At 73.6% G+C, this 20,305-nt stretch carries 17 protein-coding genes; 8 read left to right on the top strand and 9 right to left on the bottom strand.

What is annotated here, in order from left to right; translation table 11 throughout:
• Positions 1-28 precede the first annotated feature (28 nt).
• Entirely contained in the window at positions 29-2,473 is a 2,445-nt protein-coding gene (locus IG64_RS18685) for a SpoIIE family protein phosphatase (protein WP_107474294.1), read from the top strand.
• A 201-nt stretch (positions 2,474-2,674) separates the two neighbouring features.
• Here IG64_RS18685 and IG64_RS18680 read toward each other — a convergent pair whose 3' ends face one another.
• Entirely contained in the window at positions 2,675-3,154 is a 480-nt protein-coding gene (locus tag IG64_RS18680) for an ATP-binding protein (RefSeq protein ID WP_037857594.1), read from the bottom strand.
• Between the two features lie 653 nt (positions 3,155-3,807).
• On the bottom strand, positions 3,808-4,239 hold the full coding sequence (locus IG64_RS18675) for a MarR family winged helix-turn-helix transcriptional regulator (protein WP_037857592.1): 432 nt from the start codon (positions 4,237-4,239) through the stop codon (positions 3,808-3,810).
• Between the two features lie 199 nt (positions 4,240-4,438).
• Between IG64_RS18675 and IG64_RS18670 the strand changes: the two genes are divergently transcribed.
• The 5 genes from IG64_RS18670 to IG64_RS18650 all read left to right on the top strand — a co-directional run bounded on the left by IG64_RS18670 (position 4,439) and on the right by IG64_RS18650 (position 10,543).
• Entirely contained in the window at positions 4,439-5,830 is a 1,392-nt protein-coding gene (locus IG64_RS18670; RefSeq protein WP_234438551.1) for a DHA2 family efflux MFS transporter permease subunit, read from the top strand.
• A 289-nt stretch (positions 5,831-6,119) separates the two neighbouring features.
• Positions 6,120-7,199, top strand: coding sequence for an Lrp/AsnC family transcriptional regulator (locus tag IG64_RS18665; RefSeq protein WP_078884082.1), 1,080 nt, complete (start codon positions 6,120-6,122; stop codon positions 7,197-7,199).
• A 177-nt stretch (positions 7,200-7,376) separates the two neighbouring features.
• Entirely contained in the window at positions 7,377-8,858 is a 1,482-nt protein-coding gene (locus tag IG64_RS18660) for an amidase (protein ID WP_078884081.1), read from the top strand.
• A 15-nt stretch (positions 8,859-8,873) separates the two neighbouring features.
• Entirely contained in the window at positions 8,874-9,119 is a 246-nt protein-coding gene (locus IG64_RS18655; protein ID WP_037857589.1) for a hypothetical protein, read from the top strand.
• Positions 9,116-10,543, top strand: coding sequence for a sodium:solute symporter family protein (locus IG64_RS18650; protein WP_199811619.1), 1,428 nt, complete (start codon positions 9,116-9,118; stop codon positions 10,541-10,543). Before IG64_RS18655 ends, IG64_RS18650 begins: the two co-directional genes overlap by 4 nt.
• A 301-nt stretch (positions 10,544-10,844) precedes the next feature.
• Here the strand turns inward: IG64_RS18650 and IG64_RS18645 are convergent, their stop codons facing one another.
• On the bottom strand, positions 10,845-12,371 hold the full coding sequence (locus IG64_RS18645; protein WP_037857586.1) for an AMP-binding protein: 1,527 nt from the start codon (positions 12,369-12,371) through the stop codon (positions 10,845-10,847).
• 16 nt (positions 12,372-12,387) lie between these two features.
• Positions 12,388-13,782 carry a malonyl-CoA decarboxylase domain-containing protein gene (locus IG64_RS18640; RefSeq protein WP_051813052.1) on the bottom strand — a complete coding sequence of 465 codons (1,395 nt, stop codon included), beginning with the start codon at positions 13,780-13,782 and terminating at the stop codon, positions 12,388-12,390.
• Positions 13,783-13,956: 174 nt separating this feature from the next.
• On the opposite strand from IG64_RS18640, the gene IG64_RS18635 reads away from it, so the two are divergent.
• Both IG64_RS18635 and IG64_RS18630 read left to right on the top strand, forming a co-directional pair.
• Positions 13,957-14,634, top strand: coding sequence for a GntR family transcriptional regulator (locus IG64_RS18635; RefSeq protein WP_037857583.1), 678 nt, complete (start codon positions 13,957-13,959; stop codon positions 14,632-14,634).
• Positions 14,635-14,994: 360 nt separating this feature from the next.
• Positions 14,995-15,507, top strand: coding sequence for a MarR family winged helix-turn-helix transcriptional regulator (locus IG64_RS18630; protein WP_037857708.1), 513 nt, complete (start codon positions 14,995-14,997; stop codon positions 15,505-15,507).
• Between the two features lie 135 nt (positions 15,508-15,642).
• On the opposite strand, the gene IG64_RS18625 is transcribed toward IG64_RS18630, so the two are convergent.
• Genes IG64_RS18625 through IG64_RS18605 form a run of 5 tightly spaced genes read right to left on the bottom strand, consistent with a single transcriptional unit; the run spans position 15,643 to position 20,273 of the window.
• On the bottom strand, positions 15,643-17,484 hold the full coding sequence (locus IG64_RS18625; protein ID WP_063758813.1) for a PP2C family protein-serine/threonine phosphatase: 1,842 nt from the start codon (positions 17,482-17,484) through the stop codon (positions 15,643-15,645).
• On the bottom strand, positions 17,481-18,530 hold the full coding sequence (locus tag IG64_RS18620) for a SpoIIE family protein phosphatase (RefSeq protein WP_037857581.1): 1,050 nt from the start codon (positions 18,528-18,530) through the stop codon (positions 17,481-17,483). Before IG64_RS18620 ends, IG64_RS18625 begins: the two co-directional genes overlap by 4 nt.
• The gene (locus IG64_RS18615) at positions 18,527-18,973 is read right to left on the bottom strand and encodes an ATP-binding protein (protein WP_037857579.1); all 447 of its coding nucleotides are present in this window, start codon (positions 18,971-18,973) and stop codon (positions 18,527-18,529) included. The genes IG64_RS18620 and IG64_RS18615 overlap by 4 nt, the downstream gene beginning before the upstream one ends.
• Positions 18,973-19,398, bottom strand: coding sequence for an STAS domain-containing protein (locus tag IG64_RS18610; protein ID WP_037857577.1), 426 nt, complete (start codon positions 19,396-19,398; stop codon positions 18,973-18,975). Before IG64_RS18610 ends, IG64_RS18615 begins: the two co-directional genes overlap by 1 nt.
• A complete protein-coding gene (locus IG64_RS18605; RefSeq protein WP_037857574.1) occupies positions 19,395-20,273 on the bottom strand; it encodes an STAS domain-containing protein in 879 nt (292 codons plus the stop codon). Before IG64_RS18605 ends, IG64_RS18610 begins: the two co-directional genes overlap by 4 nt.
• Between the last annotated feature and the right edge of the window lie 32 nt (positions 20,274-20,305).

The raw sequence follows: 20,305 nt of genomic DNA, 5'->3' as shown, positions 1-20,305 counted from the left end.
CACCCTTCGGCCGAGGAGCATCCGCATCGTGAGCACCACCGACAAGCCGCACGGGCCGGGCGCCGCCGGGCCCCGCCCGGAGCCGGCCGCGCCCGCCGTGCCGGCAGCCCGCGGCGCCGCGGTCCCGCCGGACCTGGCCGGCGCCTCCCCCGCCTCACCCGTCGGCAGGCTGGCCGCCACGGTGGAGCGGCTGCGCCGCGAAGTGCTCAGCGCGCAGGCGGAGGCGGAGGGCCGGGCGCTGGTCGAGATGGCCAAGGGCATCCTGGTCGAGCGGCTGGGGTGCGGTCCGGCACAGGCGGCCCGGCAACTCGCCGAGCTGACCGAACAGGCCAAGATGACGACGCTGGAGTTCGCGGTCGAGGTCATCAACCAGGCCGCCCGCGACCGCGTGGCGGAGGTCACGGACGCCTTCCTGGCCGCCGCCGGCGGCGCGGTCGAGCGCGACACCGCCGCCGTACGGCTCAGGGCGGCCGAGAGCGGGGCACTTGCGGCCGACGACACCCAGGCCGTCGCCGACTCCCTGCTGGAGCACGCGCTGCGTCCGCTGGGCGCGGTGGCCGTGGCCGTGTGGGCCGCGGGGGCCGACGGCTCGCTGACCCTTGTCGGCAGCGCCGGGTTCTCCCCGGCGGAGGCCACCCGGTGGCGGTACGTCCCGCCGGAGGTGGCGACGGTGGCACGCCGCGGTCTGACCGAGCGCGACGGGCAGTGGCTGTCCTCGCTCTCCGCGACCGGACTGCCGACCATCGGCCGGCACGCGCACCCGGACGGCGGCCGGGTCGCGGTCCCCGCGGGCACCGGCGGCCGCGTCCACGGCGTGCTGGAGATCGCCTGGCCGGAACCGCTCCCGCCCCAGCCGCCGCAGATCGTCCGGCAGGTGGACGCCCTGGCCGAGCTGTGCGCGCACACCCTGGAGACGTACACGCTGCGCCGGGACGCGGGGCACGAGCCGGGGATCCTGCCGCCCACCGCCGAGCTGATGGACCTGGCGGACGGGCTGCACGACCCCGCCCTGGTCCTGGTCCCGCACATCGACGGCTCCGGGCAGCTGGTCGACTTCCGCATCCAGCACGTCAACAGCCGCTTCCTGGACCCGGCCGGCCGCCCCCGCGCGGTGGTCAACGGTGCGCTGCTGCTGGAGGCGTACCCGATGGCCGCGGGCAGGAGCGAGCTGTTCCAGCGGGTGGAGCGGGTGTGGGCCACGGGCGAGCCGTTCCGGGCACGCCGCATGCAGCTGACCTCGCTCGTCGACCAGGTGCCGCTGTCGACGGTCGCGGACATCAGCATCAGCCGGCACGGCAGCAGCGTGCTGCTGCTCTGGCGCATCGAGGACGAGACGGCTCGGCTGGCGAGCCTCCTCCAGCACGCCCAGCGCCTGGGTCGCATCGGCGGCTTCGAGGAGAACCTGCTCACCGGTGAGATCACCTGGAACGACCAGCTGTTCCAGCTGTACGGGCGGCCGCCTTCCAGCACGCCGGTTCCCCTGGAGGAACTTCCCGAGCACGCGCACTTCGACGACGCGGTGCCCCTCGGCCGTTTCCTGCGCACGGTGCTGCACCAGCGCAGGCCGGCCTCCGCGGCGTTCCGTCTGCAGCGGCCCGACGGCGTGACCCGGCACATCCGGGTGGTCGCCGAACCGGTGCTGGACACCGACGGCCGGCTGTTCGCGGTCCGGGGCGCCTACCAGGACATCTCCGCCCAGCACTGGACGGAGGTGGCACTCGCCGCCACCCGTGACCAACTCGCCCACACCGAGCAGCAGGCGACGGAGCGCAACCGGCTGACCCTGCAACTGCAGCACGCCATCATGCCGCCGACGCAGGCACCGCTGCGGGTGTCCGGTCTGGAGATCGCGGTGCGCTACCGGCCGGCGGAGACCGAGAACCTGGTGGGCGGCGACTGGTACGACACCGTGGTGCTGCCGTCCGGACTGGTGCTGCTCTGTGTGGGCGACGTCGCCGGGCACGGCATCGAGGCAGCCACCAGCATGGTGGTGCTGCGCAACGCCCTGCGCGGGCTCGCCGTGACCGGGGCGGGACCGGGCCAGCTGCTGTCGTGGCTGAACATCGTGGCGCACCACCTCACCGGCGCGGTCACCGCCACCGCGGTCTGCGCGCTGTACGACCGGGACCGCCGCACCCTGCGGTGGGCGCGGGCGGGCCACCTCCCGCCCGTCCTGGTCCGCGGGGCGGAGGCCGCGCCGCTGCCCCTCATCAAGGGCCTGCTGCTGGGTGCGGTACCCGAGGCCGTGTACGAGGAGGCGGAGCTGCAGTTGGCGCCGGGGGACACCGTGCTGATGTACACCGACGGACTGATCGAACGCCGGGACCGGACCGTGGAGGAATCCCTGGCCCATCTGCTGGCCACCGCCCGTACGGCGCCCAAGACGCTGGACCAGCAGCTGGACCGCCTGCTGACCTACAGCAAGTCGGACACGGACGACGACACCTGCGTCGTCGGCACCCGGGTGATGTAGGGGGGTCCCTGCGAGGTCCCTGCGAGGTCCCTGCCCAGCGTGCGGAACAGGTCGTGATCCGCCCGGTCGCAGCCCTCACCGGGTGACGGGCAGTCAGTGCTGCCTCCCGCAGGCGCGGTGGGGGCTCCTGCCCGTCAGCGGTTCCTCGCCGGCGCACTCCGGTCCTCCGTGTGACCGGACGGATCCCCGGCCGCGCCCGGCCTACAGGGGCGGCCGGCCGGTGATGGCGCCGTCGGGGTCGTCGGCCAGGGCGAGGCGGGCGGTGATGCGCTTGCCGACCGGTTCGCGCTGTGCCGCGAAGCCCTGGGCAACGGCCATGACGATCTCCAGGCCGTGCTGTCCCACCCGGCCGGCGTCCGCGGCCCGGGCGACCGGCAGCACCGGGTCGGAGTCCCACACCGAGATCTCGACCGTGCCCCCGGTGATCCGCAGGTCCAGCAGGGCCGGGCCGGGCGCGTACTTGCGGGCGTTGGTGACCAGCTCGCTGACCACCAGCTGCGTGAGGTCCATGGCACGCTGGGAGACAGGCAGTCCGTGCTCGGCCTGCACCCGGCCGAGGAAACCGGCGGCCAGGTGGCGGGCCTGCGCGATGTCGGTGCCGTCACCCTCCAGAGCCACAGTGGTCTGTATCACATAGTCGTCCGGCATGGTGCCGTCCTCGCCCATCGGCCCTGCATCCATCGCCGTCGCCTTCATTGCCACGTTCACCCTCGCGCGCATACCCACGCCGATCAGGTTGACACCCGCTGCTCCGCCGTCCCTCCGCGGCCTTCTGTGCACACGAGCACCACGGAGTGCCGCGGGGAGCAGTATCCCGGGCCGAAGGGCCACTGTGCCAGCGCCTCCCGCGGGGCCGAGGAGGAAGTGACGGGTGCCGCACACGCCCGCGCCGTCGTCGAAATCCTGCCGCCGGACAGGCATGGGAACAACGCCGGCGGGTACACGCGCGAAGCCGGACGGGGGAGGGCCGCCGCCTGGGGAGGTCGATCGGCCCTCCCCCGTCGGCCACTTGGCCACCACACGGCGCGGCGCCCGGGGCCTCTCCCGCGGGCCCGGCGCCGCCGGGAAGTCGCGTCCCCGCCCCGGTCCGTGTCGCCGAGCGGCCGGCTGCTGGTACTGCGGCCGGGAGGGTTCACGGGCTCGCGGCGTCCGGCACGGCACCTCGCCGCGTTGCCGCATCACCCGGGTGCCTCCAGTACGCGGGGCGGGCTCCGCCCCGCGGCCCACCGCACCGGACGCCGCGGGCTTCCCGGCAGGCCTTCCCGGTCACAGCAGCAGGGCCGTCACATGCCCGTCCGCCCCGCGGGCGGACGACCGGAATGCGACGACAGGGCCTAGGAGGTCTGGGCGCGGATCCGGGCGAGCAGGGTCCGCAGGTGCTCGCGGTCGTCCTCGTCCAGGGTCGCGGTCACCTCGGCGAGGGCGAGGCGGTCGATCTCCTCCGCCTCCCGATGGCAGCGCAGTCCTTCATCGGTGAGCCGGACCAGCAGCGCCCGCCGGTCCTGCGGGTGGGGGATGCGCTGCACCAGGCCGTCGCGTTCGAGGCTGTCCACGATCGTGGTGGCGGTGCGGGCCGCGATGCCCGCCATCTCGCCCAGTTCCCCCATGCGCAGCGGCTGCCGGGCCCGGGCCAGCATGCGCAGGGCGCGCAACCGGGCCACCGAGGCGCCCTTCTCCCGCAGCCGGGCTTCCACGAACTGCCGTAGCCGGTACGTCGTCTCGTACAGCTCGTCGACCAGGACGTCGCTGCTGCCTTGCACTGCCATGCCGCCCAGTCTCCCGTGTCCCGCGCCGCCCTCGCACGTGCCCTGGGCGGGGCCGCTGCCGCACCGTGGAGAAAAGCCGTGTCCTGAGCAAGCACATAGTGAGTATGCTCAGCATATGCCACGACGTCTCCCCCCGCCCTGCCCCGCTCGGCCGTTCCGGCTCAGCCAGCGGCTGGTCGTCCCCATCGTGTGCGTCAGCGTGACGTTCGTCGCGATCGTCGACGGAGCGATCACCACCGTGGCCCTGCCCTCGATCGCCGGTCAGTTCCGGCTGACCACCGCCGCCCTGGACGGCGTGGTGGTGGTCTACCCCGTCTGCCTGGCCATGGCCATTCCGGCCTCGGCGTGGCTGGTCGAGCGGTTCGGCGGCAAGCGCGTCCTGCTCGCCGCCCTGGCCGGTTTCCTGGGCTCGTCGCTGCTGTGCGGGGCGGCGCTCGGGATCGGTCAGCTCGTCACTTACCGAGCGGTGCAGGGACTCTCGGCCGGTGTCCTCTTCCCCGCCTCCACCGCGCTGCTGTTCCGCACCTTCACCTCGGCCGAACAGATACGCGTCTCCCGTTACATGATCGTCCCCCAGCAGATCGCCCCCGCCGCCGCCCCGGTGCTGGGCGGGCTGCTCGTGGACCACCTGTCCTGGCGGTGGGTCTTCTACGTCAACCTGCCGGTGGGTCTGCCCGCCCTGCTGTTCGGCGCACTGTTCCTGGCCGGCGGCCGCGGCGGCCGGCCGGGCCGCTTCGACCTGCCCGGGCTGCTGCTGAGCGCAGGCGGTCTGGGGGCCGTGATGTTCGGTGTGTGCGAAGGACCCGACCGCGGCTGGGCCTCCCCCGCCGTCCTCACCTCCCTCGCCTGCGGCGCGGCCCTGCTGGCGGCCGCCGTCGCCGTGGAACTGCGCACGGCCCGGCCCCTGTTGCGGCTGCGCCTGTTCACCGACCGGCTGTTCCGGGACACCAACCTGATCAACCTGGCCGGCCTGATCCCCGTCATGGGCGCGCTGTACCTGGGTCCGCTCTTCCTCCAGCAGGCCCAGGGCCGTACGGCGCTGGAGTCGGGCCTGACCACCTTCCCCGAGGCGTTCGGAGTGCTGCTGACCGTCCAGCTCGCCGGTGTCCTGTACGCAAGGGTCGGTCCGCGTGTGATCGTCGGCTGCGGCCTGACCGGTCTCACCGCAGTGCTGCTGCTCTTCGCCGCCTGTGGAACGGACACCGGTCTGTGGACCTTCCGCGGTCTGATGTTCCTGTTCGGTGCCGCGATCGGGTGCTTCTTCATACCCACCACGATCGCCTCGCTGGCCACCGTCGAGCGGGCGGACCTGGCCCAGGCCACGATGCTGAACACCGTCGTGCGCCAGACCGGCGGCGCGCTCGCCCCGGCAGCGGTGACCACGGCCCTCGTGCTCGGCACACCGCCGGGCGCCTCCGCCGTACCGCCGCTGCCCGCCTACCAGCACGCCTACCTCGCTCTGGCGGCCGTCGCGGCGGCGACGGCGGTCTTCGCCTTCACCCTCCCCGACGGCCTCGCCCGCGCCGCCGCCCGCGGCACCACCGCGACGACGGCCTCCACCGCCCCGCGCGCCCTGGAGCCGAAGACGTGAAGCAGCGGAAGTCACCGCTGTGCGGGGGCCGGAGGACTGCGCCGACAGCAACCGCCGCCGCGCCGACGACCGGCCACCGCCACGGCCCCCACTCGGGGTGCTCCGTGGACCTCCGGAGAGCGGTCGAGGTGAGCGCCGACCAGGACGTCCTGGGTGTCCTCGCCCGGAAGGGGCGGACGACGAGGGTCAGGCGGTCCGCCGTCGACGCTCGTCGGGGGATCACGGCCTGACGGCTGCCGGGCCCGACGCCCCTGGGTGCGGGGGTGCTCCGGTCGTTAGGGTCGTTCCCGTGACCTACCCACCACCGGCCACGCCGGCCGAGCCGACCGTCCCCGCAGCGCCGCCCGCCCGTCCGGCCACGCACCGGGGCGCGTCCGCGGGCCCGCACGCCGGCCCGCCCGGTGCGCCTCTCGACGGGCTCGACCGGCGCATCGTCGCCGCTCTGCAGATCGACGGGCGGGCCTCCTGGCGGCGGATCGCGGGGGCCCTCGGGGAGCCCGAGCGGAAGGTGGCGCGGCGCGGGCTGCGGTTGCTGGAGAGCGGGGACGTCGCCGTGCGCGGACTCGTCGTGCGGGGCGAGACCGTGATCCTGCGGATGACCTGCCGGCCGGGCGCCGTGCGGGACGCGGCCGTGGCGGCGGCCCGGCGCGCGGACTGCATCTTCTCGTACGCGCTCGCCGGGCCGGTGGACTGCGTGGCCGAACTGCAGTGCCCGCCGGGCCGGTTGGCGCCGCTGATGCTCGACGAGGTGCCCGCGCTGCCGGGGCTGGTCTCGCAGAGCGTGTCACCGGTCCTGCGGTACTTCCGCACGGTGCACGAATGGTCGCCCGGGATCCTGGACGCCGGGGAGATCGAAGCGCTCGGCGGACGGTCCGCCATCGCCGACGACCTCACTGTCCCCGACATCGAGGTCGGGCCGGAGGAACTGGCGATCCTGGGGGCGCTCGCCGAGGACGGGCGGCGCACGCACGAGGACCTGGCGGCCGTCGCCGGGGTGTCCGTGGCGACCGCGCGGCGCCGCGTGGAGACGCTGACGCGGGAAGGCCTCGTGAGCATCCGCGCCGTCGTCGAGCCCGCGCTGCTCGGCCTGCCGGTCGAGGCGCTGCTGTGGATCAAGGTCAGGCCCGACGAGGTCGAGAAGGTGGGCCGGCTGCTCGTCGAGTCGCCGCTCGTGCGGTACGCGGCCGTCGTGATGGGCGAACATCAGCTCCTGGTCGACGTCACGCAGCCGTCGAAGGCCGCGTTGCACGCGTTCCTCACGGCTTCGCCGTGGGTGCGGCACGTGGAGGCCGTGCAGTCCCACCTGGTCGTCGAGTCCTTCAAGCGCAGCGGCGTCGAGTTCCCGAGCAGCGGCCGCGAACCTTCGTAGCACGTCTGGAATCCTCACTATCGCCGATTCCGCGTCTCAAAACTTCATACAGGCGAAGTCATTGACTGAAAAGGTCAGCAACGCCAGTGTGGTGCCTCACACGCGTCGCGCCTCGGCCCCCGCCGGACCAGCATCACCGCGACGCCGTCCCACCGTGCCCGCTGCCCTAGGACTGCCATGCCCGTCGCTCCTGGTCCCGTCCCCTCCCCCGCGGAATCCACCGCGCCCGGCCCCGCCGCCCCCGGCCGGGACGAGATCTGCCTGCTGGACGCCGTCGACCTCGCGGCGCGCGTCCGCCGCGGGGAACTCTCGGCCCGCGAGGTCGTCCAGGCCCACCTCGAGCGCATCGAACGCCACAACCCCGCCGTCAACGCGATCGTCACCCTCGACCCGGAGGGCGCGCTGGCCGCCGCTGCCGCCGCCGACGAGCGGCAGGCGCGCGGCGAGGAACTCGGCCCGCTGCACGGCCTGCCCATCGCCTTCAAGGACACCCACCTCACCCGCGGCATGCGCACCACCCACGGTTCCCCGCTCTTCGCCGAGCACGTACCGGACGAGGACGAACTCCTCGTCCGGCGCGTCCAGGACGCCGGCGCCATCCGCATCGGCAAGACCAACGTCCCCGAGTTCGCGGCCGGCTCGCACACCTTCAACCCCGTCTTCGGCGCGACCCGGAACCCGTACGACCTGACGCGCTCCGCGGGCGGCAGCAGCGGCGGGGCCGCGGCCGCGCTCGCCGCGGGGTTCCAGCCGCTCGCCGACGGCAGCGACATGGGCGGTTCGCTGCGCAACCCGGCGTCCTTCTGCAACGTCGTCGGGCTGCGCCCCACCCCCGGCCGCGTCCCCTCGCACCCCGCCGGCAACCTCTGGGACACCCTGGGCGTCGCCGGGCCCATGGGCCGCACCGTCGCCGACACCGCGCTGCTGCTGTCCGTCATGGCCGGGCCCGACCCGCGCGTGCCGATCTCCCTCGGCGAGCCGGGCGCCGGCTTCCGCGCGCCGCTCGGGCGGAACACCGCCGGGCTGCGCGTCGCGTTCACCCCCGACCTCGGCGGCCGGGTCACCGTCGACCGCGACGTGCGCGACGTCTTCGCACGCCAGGCCGAGGTCTTCGAGGGCCTCGGCTGCGTCGTCGCCGAGGACTGCCCCGACCTGGACGGCGCCGAGGACGTGTTCCGCACGCTGCGCGCCCACGAGTTCCACCTCGGTCTCGGCGCGCTGCTCGACAGCGACCGCGCCTCCCTGAAGCCCAGCCTGGTCTGGAACATCGAGGAGGGGCGGCGCCTGACCGGCGCCGACCTCGTCCGTGCCACCACCGGGCACGCCCGCATCCACCTCGCCGCCACCGCCTTCTTCGAACGGTACGACGTGCTGATCACCCCGGTCAGCCAGGTCACCCCGTTCCCCGTCGAGTCGGAGTACCCCACCGAGATCGACGGGGAGCCGCAGCGCACCTACCTCGACTGGATGCGCTCCGCCTACTTCGTCAGCGTTCTGGGCTCACCCGCCCTCTCCGTCCCCGCCGGCTTCACTCCGGCCGGGCTTCCCGTCGGCCTCCAGATCGTGGGCCCGCCCCGCGCCGAGAGGACCGTGCTCGAGACCGGTGCCGCCTACGAGGCCGCCACCGGGCACGGACGCCGTCGCCCCCGCCTCCCGTAGCCGTATGGAGCCCCGATGAGAAAACCGCACGTCCTGTGGGCCGTCGTGCCCGTAGTGGCTTTCCTCAGCACCCCCTTCCTGCCCTTCGTCAACGGCCCGCACCTCTGGTTCGGCCTCCCCTCCGTCCTCGCCTGGTGCCTGCTGTGGACGGCGGGCACGACGGCTTCGCTCGCGCTCGTCGAGCACTTCGCCCACCCCGCCGGCGAGGACGGCGAGGGCGACGACGTGACGCGCGACGCGTACGAGGAGGCCGCCGCGTGAACACCACCATGGCCATCACCCTGGCCGGCATCGTGACCATCGCCGTCGTCGGCATGAGCGGGCGCCGCCCGGGCCGCGGGGAGTTCGGCGAATGGACCGTGGGCAAGCGCAGGTTCTCCGCCTTCACCACCTGGTTCCTGCAGGCGGGCGAGTCCTTCACGACCTTCAGCTTCCTCGGTCTCGCCGGCATCGCCTTCGGCGGCGGCGTCGCCGCCTCCTTCGCGCTGTGCTATCTCGCGATCAACTTCGTCCTGCAGTACTTCACCGCGCCCCGCATGCGTGAACTGGGCAGTGCGGGAGGCTACTTGACGCAGGCCGACTTCTTCGCCGACCGCTTCCGCAGTCCCCTGCTCGGCAAGGTCGTCGCCGTCGTCGGTGCCGTCTTCCTGCTGCCCTACCTCCAGCTCCAGATCACCGGGCTCGGGCTGATCGTGCAGCTCGCCACCGGCAGCCGTACGGGCGGGAACCTGAGCATGGTGCTCGCCACCGTCCTCACCGTCGCCTTCGTCCTGTGGTCCGGCATCCGCGGCATCGCACGCGTCGCCTACCTCAAGGACGCTCTGATGATCGTCGGGCTGGTGGTCCTGATCGCCGGCGTGGCACTGTCCGTGCACGGCGGCATCGGCGGCCTGTTCGAGACCGTACGGGACAGCCGTCCGGACCTCCTGACGTTCCATCAGGAGGGCTACGACGCCACGTTCTTCGTCACCGCCGTCGTCGTCTCCGGCATCGGTGGCGGGCTCGGCACCATGGCCCACCTGTGGCCGCCGGTCCTCGCCGCCGGCAGCGGGCGCGCACTGCGCAAGAACGCGGTCTGGCTGCCCCTCTACCAGATCGCGCTCGGCATCCCCGTGATCGTCGGGTTCGCCGGGATCCTGCTCGTGAAGCCGGGCTCGCCCTCGAACGCCGTCGCCCTGACCCTGGCGGGCCAGACGCTGCCCGGCTGGCTCGTCGGCATCGTCGCCGTCGCCGCGGCCTCGGCGGCGATGGTGCCGTCCGCGGCCATCGTCGTCGGGATCTCCAGCCTGCTGTCGCGCAACCTGCTCAGCGTCCGCAACGAACGTGCGCAGTTGCGCACCAACCACCTGTGCGTCGTCGCGGCCGCCGGCCTCGCCCTGCTCCTCGGCCTGACCAGGCCCGGGCTCCTGTCCGACCTGCTGCTGCTCACCTACGGAGGCCTCACCCAGCTCGCCCCGGCGATCGTCATGGGCCTGGCGAAGAAGGTCCGTCTGGACGCGGTGCCCGCGCTGCTCGGCATCCTGACCGGAGTCGGCGTCCTGGTCTGGCTCACCTTCGCGGGCGTGGACGTCGGCACGGTCGACACCGGGCTCATCGCCCTCGTCCCGAACCTGGTGGTGACGGCCGTCGCCCAGCTCGTCGTGCGGTCCCGCACGCTCACCCCGGCCCCGGCCGAGGCCAACTGACCGGCCGGGGCCGACGGGACTGCCGGTGACGAGACTGCCGGTGACGGGGCTGCCGAGGCCGGCGGGACCGGGGACGACGGGTCCGCCGAGGCCGACGGACCGGCGGCCGGGCGGCGCGCGGCGTGGGCCGCGCGCCGCCCGTCGGCCCCACGCGTTCCCCGCGCTCCCCCGCTCCCCCGCTCCCGGATCACGTCACGGGTGAGGCTCGGCTCCGTTCCCGGCGGGCCACGGACACGAGGTGAAGGGCCGCCTCCTCGACGGCCCTTCACTTCGTGCCCGCTCCTGCCGGACCCGCCACGGATCAGGCGTCCGAGCCCGCGAACAGGTCCCGGTAGCGCTTGCGCAGCTCGGCCTTCTGCACCTTCCCCATCACGTTGCGCGGCAGCGCCTCCTCGACGCGTACGGCGCGCGGGTGCTTGAACCGGGCGAGGTCGCCGGCGATGAACTCCAGCAGTTCGCTCTCCCGGGGTTCCTGGCCCGGCGCCGGGACGACGACGGCCACGACCGTCTCCCCGAAGTCCGGGTGCGGTACACCGATCACGGCGGACTCCAGGACCGCCGGGTGGGCGTCGAGCAGTTCCTCGATCTCCTTCGGGTAGATGTTGTAGCCGCCCGAGATCACCAGGTCCTTGCCCCGGCCGACGATGCACAGATAGCCGTCCTCGTCGATGCGGCCCAGGTCACCGGTGATGAAGAAGCCGTCCGCGCGGAACTCGGCCGCCGTCTTCTCGGGCATCTGCCAGTACCCGCTGAAGACGTTGGGGCCGCGCACCTCGACACTGCCGACCTCACCGTCGGGCAGCGTCCGCCCGGTCTCGCCGTCCACCACCCTGATCTCCGTGCCGGGCAGCGGCTTGCCGACGGTGCCGGGTTTGCGCGGGCCGCCCTCGTACGGGTTGGTGGTGTTCATACCGGTCTCGGTCATCCCGTAACGCTCCAGGATGGCGTGGCCCGTGCGGGCCTCGAAGGCCTGGTGGTCGCTCGCGAGCAGGGGGGCCGAGCCGGAGACGAACAGCCGCATCGACGCGCAGGCCTCCGGGGTGAGCCGGTCGCTCTTCAGCAACCGGGTGTAGAAGGTGGGCACGCCCATGAGCACCGTGGCCCGGGGCAGCAGGTCCACCACCGTGTCCACGTCGAACTTCGGCAGGTAGTACATGCAGGCACCGGCCGCCAGGGCCATGTTCGCGGCGACGAAGAGCCCGTGGACGTGGAAGATCGGCAGGGCGTGGATCAGCCGGTCCTGGTCGGTGAACCGCCATGCTTCCAGCAGTGCCCGGCAGTTGGAGGCGAGGTTGCCGTGGGTCAGCACCGCGCCCTTGGAGCGTCCGGTGGTGCCGGAGGTGTAGAGGATCGCCGCCGGGTCGTCGGCCGACGCGTCGAAGACCTCGTCGTGGTGTCCGTCGCCCTCCATCAGGGTGCTGTCGCCCTGGGCTCCGAGGGTCTCGACGACGAGGCCGTCCCCTTCTCGGTGCGCGTGGCCGGCCCGCCGCTGCGGGGAGCAGACCAGCACACGCGGCCGGGCGTCGCCGAGGAAGTAATCCGTCTCCGCGTCGGTGTACGCGGTGTTGAGCGGCAGGAAGACGCCACCGATCCGCAGCGTCGCCAGATACAGCGCGATGGCCTCCGGGGATTTGTCCACCTGCATGGCGACCCGGTCACCGGGGGTGACGCCGTCGGCGACGAGCCGGGCGGCGATCCGTTCCACGGTCCGCGCCGTCTCGCGGTAGGTGATCCGCCGGCCGCCGGGCAGCTCGAAGGCCGCTCGGTCCGGCTGCCGCCGCACCTGCTCGGCGAAGGACCGGTAGATGGTGGGCAGGGGTGGTGCCATCAGGGGTGTTCCTCTCTCATCGATCGTTCGAGGGGGTGGGGGCGGGCGGAGCGTTTCCGGGGCGGGGCGCTGCCCCGGCCCCGGGGAAGGCGTCGCGCAGCGGTCCGCCGAGGGCTACGGTGCCGTGGCGCACGAATTCCTCGTGCCGGCGCTCCAGCTCCCCCGGTTCGTAGCGGTAGTTGATCATCGCGCCGTACGACTGCCGCCAGGCCTCGGCCGAGTCGTTCGCCGGCCAGTTCAACTGCCAGGCGGCGGCCCCGTTACGCAGGTGGAAGCGGGCGACCGGGTCGAGGGGGCGCCCGTCCTCGCGCCGCTCGACCGTGACGTAGCGGGCCAGGGCGGGAAGGAGGCGGGCGCGGATCCGTCCGGCGTCCGCCGCGCCGAGTTCCGCCGGACCCGCCAAGGCGTCCAGCTCACGGACGAGCAGTCCCAGCTCGGCGTCCTGCCCGGCCTGTTCACCCAGCCAGCGCCGGAATCCGGGCAGCGGCGAGAGCGTGACGAACTGCCTCAGACGGGGCAGCCGTTCGCCCACCTGCTCGATGACCTGCTTGATGAGGAAGCTGCCGAAGGAGACCCCGGCCAGACCGTCCAAGGCGTTGTTGATCGAGTAGAGGGCCGCCGTGTCCGCCTCCGCGGGGCTGAGCGGCGGCCCGGGCTCCAGCAGCGGAGCGATGCGGTCCGGCACACCGCGCACCAGCGCGATCTCCACGAAGATCAGCGGTACTTCCCCGGTGGCCGGATGGAAGAACGCGTAGACGGCACGGTCGTCCGGCTCCAGGCGACGGCGCAGCTCGGCCGTGTTCCGCATCGGGTGGATCTTCTCGCCCCGCACCAGGTGCCGGCGCAGCTCCTCCGGCGCGTCCCCGGTGACCTCCGCCATGCGGAGAAACCCTCGGTTGAACCACGAGGTGAGCAGGTGGTGGAAGTCGTGGTCGAGGGGCCCCAGCTCGGGGTGATCGCGCATCAGCCTGCGCAGGTCCGCGCGCATCCCGACCAGGGCGAGCGTGGCGTTCGGCGCGTGGTTCATCCGGCGGAGCAGCTGCTGGCGGGCCGGCTCCACCACGTCGAAGAGCCGGACCAGCTCCTCCTCACCCCCCGACCCGGCGCTGCGGGCGTCCTCCCAGCGGCGGTAGGCGGCACGGACCTGATCGGGGTCGGCGTCGTAGGCCTGGGTGATGTGGGTGAAGAAGAACCGCCTGCCGTCGTCGTCGAGCGCGTCGTAGGCGGCGAGAGCGCCGGCCGCGACCGCGCGCACGGAGGCCTCGCCCACGCCGCTCATCAGGACTTCGCAGGCGGCGAGGAGCTGGTCCAGCGGGGAGTCCGGCGGCTCTCCGGCCGCCGGACCCGCACCGCCCCGCTGCCCGAGGGCCCGGGACCGGCCGGCCGGCGGCCGGCCGTCGTGACGTTCCATGTCCGCACCTTCCGTAGCCGTAGCCGTAGCACTGGCCCCGCTCGACCATGCCCTTCCCCGGTTGAAAAATTCATGAGCGGGCACGATATATATAACAGTCTCACCGTAGGACGTATCCAGGCTCGCGCACCACCCCCTTGCGCGCCCGGACAACCTGACCGCTCGGAGGTGCGCATGGCCCGGGTCCCGGAAGCGCAGCGTGTTCGCGACGCGCTCGAGAACGCCGTGGTCGACGGTCACTACCGTCCCGGCGAGCGCCTGGATCCCGCTCAACTCGAACGTGAGTTCGGCTGCTCCCGTACGCCGGTCCGGGAAGCCCTCCAGGCCCTGGAGCGCTCCGGGCTCGTACAGATCCGCCCCAAGCAGGGCACGTACGTCACCGAGCTGAGCGTCTCCGAGCTGGCCGAGCGCTTCGAGGTCATGGCCGAGCTGGAGGGGATGGCGGCGCGGCTCTCCGCCCGCCGGATCGAACGGGAGGCGCTGGACGGCCTCGAAGGCGCCCTGCGGGAGTGCGAGATCCACGCGGCGGCCGGCGACGCCGACCGCTACTACTACGCCAACGCCCGGTTCCACGGCATCGTCTACGACTCCTGCGGCAACGAGTACCTGCGCCGGCAGGCCCACGCGCTCAAGCGAGTCCTGCAGCCGTACCGGCGACTGCAGCTGCGCGTCCCGGACCGCATCCGCCGCTCCCTGGCCGAGCACCGCGAGATCGCCGACGCCATCGCCCGGGGCGACGCCGAGAGGGCGGAGAACGCCGCCCGCGACCACGTGCTCGTCCAGGTCAAGGAGTTCAGCCAACTGGTGCGGACGTGGCGGCAGTGGACTCAGTCCCCGCGCGACGCCGGATGAGCGCACCGCCGCCCGCGGCCGCGGCACCGCGCCCCCGGCTGCCGGCGCTGTCGGCACGGCCGGTGCGGACGAGACCGGGGCCGGGGCGGGCGGGGAGCGCGAGACCTCGGCCCTGGGGAACCGGCCCGGACCAGGTGTCGAGGACCGCTTGCCGCGCGGCGCTGCCCGGCGTTCTCCCGAGGTGTCCCCGGATGCCGGCTCCTACCGGGTACCGGGACCGGTCCCGGGCTCGGACGGCCGGTGCCGCCCGGATGGTGTTCCGTCGCCTCGATCAACCGGTTGCGCCCCCTGGCTTCGGGTACTGCGTGGGGACGAGGATCGCCTCGGCAGCGTGCGCAACCCACTGAAAGCGATGTGTCCGTGACCCGTCCCGACGGCTTCGACGGTGACTGCGACGAGGGAGCCCGCGATGGTCCGGATGCCGTCGCGCGCGAGATCGCCGATGCCGTGGAGAGTCTCACGGACCTGTGGACGGGTGCCGCCCAGGAGGCCGGCCTGCGCCTGTCCTCGCACCAACTGCGCGCCCTGCGCGCTCTGCGGCGGACGCCGGGGCTGAATCTCACGGCGCTGGCCGGCGGACTGGTCGTCGGGACTCCCACGGCCAGCCGTCTGTGTGACCGGCTGGAGGCGGCCGGGATGCTGGAGCGCACGCTGCATCCGCACCGCCGCCGCGAGGTCCGGCTGAGTCTCACCGCGCGGGGACGCCGTGCGCTGGATGAGGTGGCGGCACGGCGGGTCCACGCTCTCGCGGTCGCCTTGTCGGCCCTGGGGCCGGAGGAGCGTTCGGCGCTCAGCCGCGGTATGAGGGCCCTTCTCGCCGCTCGAAGCGGAACACCGGTCCGTCCGGGAGAGCCACCGGCGGACGCGCGGTGACCGCGCCGTCTCGTGCGGCCGGCTCCGACGTGCCGCGCTCGGGGTCCGGCGCCGGGCGCGTTCCCCTGAGAGCTGCGGACGCCGACGCCGACCGCCTGCGGTGCGCCGGCCGCGGGCTCTCCTCCCGGCAGGGGCTCAGAGGCGTCCGGGGCGCCGGCTCCCACCCTCTTGCCCCGCGGCCTGCCCGCCGTCGCGGTGACGGCCGGTCGCGGAGCGCTCGGGCCGGACCTGGGCCGGCTGCCGGCAGGACGGGGCATCGGCCGCCTCTCGCGTCACCGGCGGGGCGGTGCGGCACAGCAGGAGGCAGACGTCGTCGTCACGTTCGGGATCGTGCACCAGCGGCTTGAGCAGCGCCTCGGCGCACGTTTCGAGGTCGTCCAGATCGGACCCGTCCAGGCCGGCCAGGGTCTTGCCCAGCAACTCGATCCCCGGGTCGATCCCGTGGGCACGCCGCTCCACCAGACCGTCGGTGTACAGGACGAGCGTGGAGCCGGGCGGCAGTTCGGCCTCGTGGTCCTCGTACTCGAAGGGCAGGGGAACACCCAGCATGAGGCCTGGTCTGCTGTCCAGGACCCGGACGCTGCCGTCGGGCTCGCGGACCACGGCGGGCGGATGTCCGGCGGCGGCCCACACGACGTGGGGGTCCCCGGGCCGGAAGCGGGCGATCATGGCGGTCGCGTACAGGTTCGGCTGCTGGTGGCGCAGCATGCGGTGCAGGCGGGTGAGGATCTGGGCGGGGCTGTCGTTCTCGACGGCGTAGGCGCGCAGCGCGGTGCGCAGTTGGCCCATGATGACCGCGGCGTGCAGGCCGTGCCCGGTGACGTCTCCTATGACCGCCAGCAGGCTGCCGTCGGGCTGCGGGAAGGCGTCGTACCAGTCGCCGCCGATGTTGAGCCCGCGGGTGGCGGGCAGGTAGCGGGCTGCCAGGCGCAGGCCTTCGGTGGCGGGCAGGTCGGTGAGCTGGGCGCGCTGGAGTGCTTCGGCGGTGTCCCGGTGCTGCTCGTAGCGCAGCGCGTGGTCCAGGGCGATGGCGGTGCGGCGGGCCAGTTCGAGCAGCATGACGGTGGTGTCGGCGTCGAAGTGGTCCCCCGGTGCGGTGAGGGTCAGCACGCCCAGGGTCCGGCGTACGGTCAGCGGGATGCTCAGCACCGGCCCGGTGGGTTCCGTCCCGCCGGGCGAGAGGTCCTCGGTCCAGGCCGCTCCGCCACCGTCCGTGCCGGCGTGCTGGGGCCGGTCGGTACGGGCCGCGGCGACCGCGGCGGCTGAGCGGGGGCCGTTGCGGGCTGCCTGTTCCTGGTCGTCGTAGAGCCAGACGTCGACGTGGCTCGCGTGCTCGGGGACGAGCAGTTCGGGCAGGCGGCGCAGGATGTCCTCGTGGTCGAGGGAGACGGTCACGGCCGCGCTGGCGTCGGCGAGGAAGGTCAGCAGGCGCCGTGCCCTCTCCGCCTCGCCACGTGCCGCTCGTTCGGCGTCGAGGAGCCTGCGCTGGGTGAGCGCGGCGGCTTCCAGTTCGGCGTGCAGGGCGAGGACGCCCTGGTTCGTCTGGTGCAGTTCCTCGCGGTGGAGACGCAACTGCCTTTCCGCCTCCTCCAGTTGGTCCAGAAGCGCCGCGGTCTCCTCGTCGGCCGCGAGGACGGCCTGGCCGGGGTCGGTGTCGTCGAGGTCTTCGAGGCCGGGCGGCTTGCGGACCGGGGGATCCGAACAGGCCAGGGTGAGCCGCCATGGCGGTGCCGGCGGGGTGGGCCGTACGACGGCCCGTACGTGTGCCGCGGCGCCGGGACCGGCCTGCCGGACGGTGAGGGTGAGCTCCCCGCCGCCCTGGCCGAGACACTGGCGCAGGCGTGCCGTGAGCGCGGTGAGGAAGCGGGCCCGCTCGGCACCGGGTGCGCCGAGGGCCGCTGTCAGGCGCCCCGCGAGGGCCCGGGCGCGGACGGCTTCGGGAGCGGAGGTGATCTTCCGGACGTCAGAGGTGATCATAGGCGCGGGTCCGCGAGGTCGGGGGCGGCCAGGACGGCCACGCTGGTGTCGTCGCGTACGGGGCTGGCGGGGCTGCTGGCGTCCCGCAGGACGGTCGCGGCGACCACTGCGGGGTCGTGGGAGAGAAGGACGCGATCGTCGGGAGGCACCCACCTGCTGGGCAGTCCGTCGCTGTGCAGGACGAGCAGGCTGCCCGCTCTCCAGGGCCGGTGCCGCACGGGGACCCGCGCGGGGAACCGGGCTCCGACGATGCCCGGGTGGGAGACGAGGTGTTCCCAGGAGCGTGCGGTGTACAGCCGGGCGCCGATGTTCCCGACGCCGGCGAAGGCGAGTTGCGCGCGGTCCGTGTCCAGCTGGGCCACGGCGACGGCCGCCCCGCGGGTCGGGCGCAGGACGGGGTGCATCTGGCGCAGGATCTCCTCGGGCGGCAGGTGGGCGGCGCGGTGCAGTGCGTCCACCGCGGCCCCGGAGGCGTGCCCTGCCTCGGCTCCGTGGCCGAGGCCGTCGGCGAGCATCAGGGTCAGGCGGGCACCTGAGCGGGTCCAGGTCCAGGCGTCTCCGGAGTGTCCGGCCTGGGCGAGCGGGACGTTGATACCCCCTGCCCGGCAGCTGGGCCCGATCGCCTCCCGGCCGGGGGCGCGGTCGACACGGGCCACCGCGACGGTGCCCCGGGGGGTGCTGTGGAGGTCGAACGCGTTCGATATGCGCAGGCAGGTGCCCAGGCCCGCGCCGAGCGAGGCATCGCTGGTGGTGTACCCGTCGCGCGTCGCCGCGCCGACGTCCCCGATGCCGGGGCCGTGGTCGAGGGCTGTGAGCTGGACCGCCGGGGTGCGCTCGTGCGGGCGCGCTCGGTCGACGAGGTTGATCACCATGCGGCCGCCGCCGGCATGTCTGAGCAGGTTGGTCGCCAGTTCGGTGGCGACCAGGGCGGCGACCGCGATGCGGTGCGGGTCGAGGCCGGCGAGGTGGCCGGCCGTCTCGGCCGCCACGCGGACGTCCCGTACGCGGGTGGAGTCGTCCACGGGAATGTCCCAGACGCGCGTCATCGTCCCCCCGGGCGGGCCGCGGGTACGCCCGCGGCCCAGGCACTGACCGTGACGGTGGTGCCCCGGCCGGGTTCGGAGACGATGCCGAACTCGTCCACGAGGCGTCTGGCACCGCTGAGGCCGAGGCCGAGGCCGCCTCCGGTGGTGTACCCGTCGGTCAGGGCGAGCGGGACGTCGCGGATTCCGGGGCCGGTGTCGACGAAGGAGAGGCGCAGGCCGCGGATCGCGCCGTGGACCAGCGGGCTGATCTCCGCGTGGCCGCCCCCGCCGTGGACCAGGGTGTTGCGGGCCAGTTCGCTGGCGGCGGTGACCAGTTTCGTCTGCTGGACGAGGCCGAAGCCGAGTTCGGCGGCGCACTGGCGCACCTGCTGGCGGACCCATGCGAGGTCCGCGTCCGAGCCGATCTGCAGGACTGTCCCCGCGGCGGGTTCGCAGGCGGGCATCACGTCCCCCTCTCGCGTCCGTCCGAAGCGCTCGGCGAGGAGGGCGACGAGGGTGTCCGCGCCAGCAGTTCCAGCGCACGTTCGACATCGAGGGCGGTGTCCAGGCCGGGCAGGGTGAGTCCCAGCTCGACCAGGGTGATCGCCACGGCCGGCCGCATGCCGGCCAGGACGGTGCGGGCCGCCAGCAGACCGGCACTGGCGGCGATCTCGGCGAGCACGCGCCCGAGGAAGGAGTCGACGATCTCCACCCCGGAGATGTCGATGACCACCCCTGCCGCCCGGCTGCGGGCGATGCGGTGGGTGATGTCGTGCTGGAGTTGCCCGGCCAGACTGTCGAGCGGTTCTCCCTGGAGGGAGACCAGCAGGACGTCCCCCAGCGCGAGGACAGGCACCGCGCCCGCGCGGTCCGGGACGCGGCCGCTCACGGGAGACTCGGCCCGGGCGACACTTCGACGCCCTGCTGGGCGAGGGCGTGTGCCAGGGCGTCGGAGAGGGACGCGCGGGTGAGGACGGAACCCAGATCGATGCCGAGCTGGACGATGGTCTGCGCGATGGCCGGGCGGATGCCGGAGACGATGCACTCCGCTCCCATCAGGCGAGCGGCGGCGACCGTCTTCATCAGGTGCTGGGCCACGAGCGAGTCGACCGTGGGGACTGCGGTGATGTCCAGGATGGCGTGGCGGGCCCGCCGGCTCACGATGGCCTCCAGCAGGGCCTCCATGACCACCTGGCTGCGGGCGCTGTCCAGGGTGCCGATCAGCGGCACGGCGACCACGCCCTCCCACAGGCTGATCACCGGCGTGGCCACTTCGAGCAACTGCTGCCGCTGCCGCGCGATCAGCTCCTCACTCGCGCTGAGCGCCGTCCGCATCACGACCAGGCGCAAGGTGCCCATCAGGACGGTCAGTGCCAGGAGGTCCTCCACCGCCCGCGGGGCGGAGGGGTCGGAGAACTCGGCGCGCAGCAGGTCGGTGGCCGGCGCCCGCAGCGCGGCGACCTCGTCAGCGATCCGGGCGGGGCTCAGGCCGGTGCGCGCCCGCGACCCGGACATGCGGCCGAGCTGCTCCCGCACGGCCCCGAAGCCTGGTGCCTCGACGTCCTCCAGCCGTCCGGCGGACGCGACGTCGGACAGGGCGTCCACGACGGCCCTGCACGCCTCCACGGTCTCGTCGCGCGAGACCGTGAAGACCGTACGGAAGAGCGGGGCATCGGCCCAGCGCTGGGCGATCTGCTCCCGGCGGCGCTCCAGGAACGCTCCCAGCCGGTGCGCCGTGGGTGCGACCGCCTCTTGCTCCGACACCTGATCGTCTCCTTCGTACAGCCGCAGTGGTC

The sequence above is a fragment of the Streptomyces sp. NRRL S-340 genome (assembly GCF_000720185.1).
Lineage (GTDB): Bacteria > Actinomycetota > Actinomycetes > Streptomycetales > Streptomycetaceae > Streptomyces.
The sequence above is the reverse complement of the archived record's forward strand: the minus strand, read 5'-3'. Positions and strand labels throughout refer to the sequence as shown.

Excerpts from the sequence above, each read along its gene's own strand:
- IG64_RS18680 (WP_037857594.1), bottom strand. The coding sequence starts at position 3,154 with ATGGATGCAGGGCCGATGGGCGAGGACGGCACCATGCCGGACGACTAT.
- IG64_RS18675 (WP_037857592.1), bottom strand. The coding sequence starts at position 4,239 with ATGGCAGTGCAAGGCAGCAGCGACGTCCTGGTCGACGAGCTGTACGAG.
- IG64_RS18660 (WP_078884081.1), top strand. The coding sequence starts at position 7,377 with ATGCCCGTCGCTCCTGGTCCCGTCCCCTCCCCCGCGGAATCCACCGCG.
- IG64_RS18655 (WP_037857589.1), top strand. The coding sequence starts at position 8,874 with ATGAGAAAACCGCACGTCCTGTGGGCCGTCGTGCCCGTAGTGGCTTTC.
- IG64_RS18645 (WP_037857586.1), bottom strand. The coding sequence starts at position 12,371 with ATGGCACCACCCCTGCCCACCATCTACCGGTCCTTCGCCGAGCAGGTG.
- IG64_RS18640 (WP_051813052.1), bottom strand. The coding sequence starts at position 13,782 with ATGGAACGTCACGACGGCCGGCCGCCGGCCGGCCGGTCCCGGGCCCTC.
- IG64_RS18635 (WP_037857583.1), top strand. The coding sequence starts at position 13,957 with ATGGCCCGGGTCCCGGAAGCGCAGCGTGTTCGCGACGCGCTCGAGAAC.
- IG64_RS18625 (WP_063758813.1), bottom strand. The coding sequence starts at position 17,484 with ATGATCACCTCTGACGTCCGGAAGATCACCTCCGCTCCCGAAGCCGTC.
- IG64_RS18620 (WP_037857581.1), bottom strand. The coding sequence starts at position 18,530 with ATGACGCGCGTCTGGGACATTCCCGTGGACGACTCCACCCGCGTACGG.
- IG64_RS18615 (WP_037857579.1), bottom strand. The coding sequence starts at position 18,973 with ATGCCCGCCTGCGAACCCGCCGCGGGGACAGTCCTGCAGATCGGCTCG.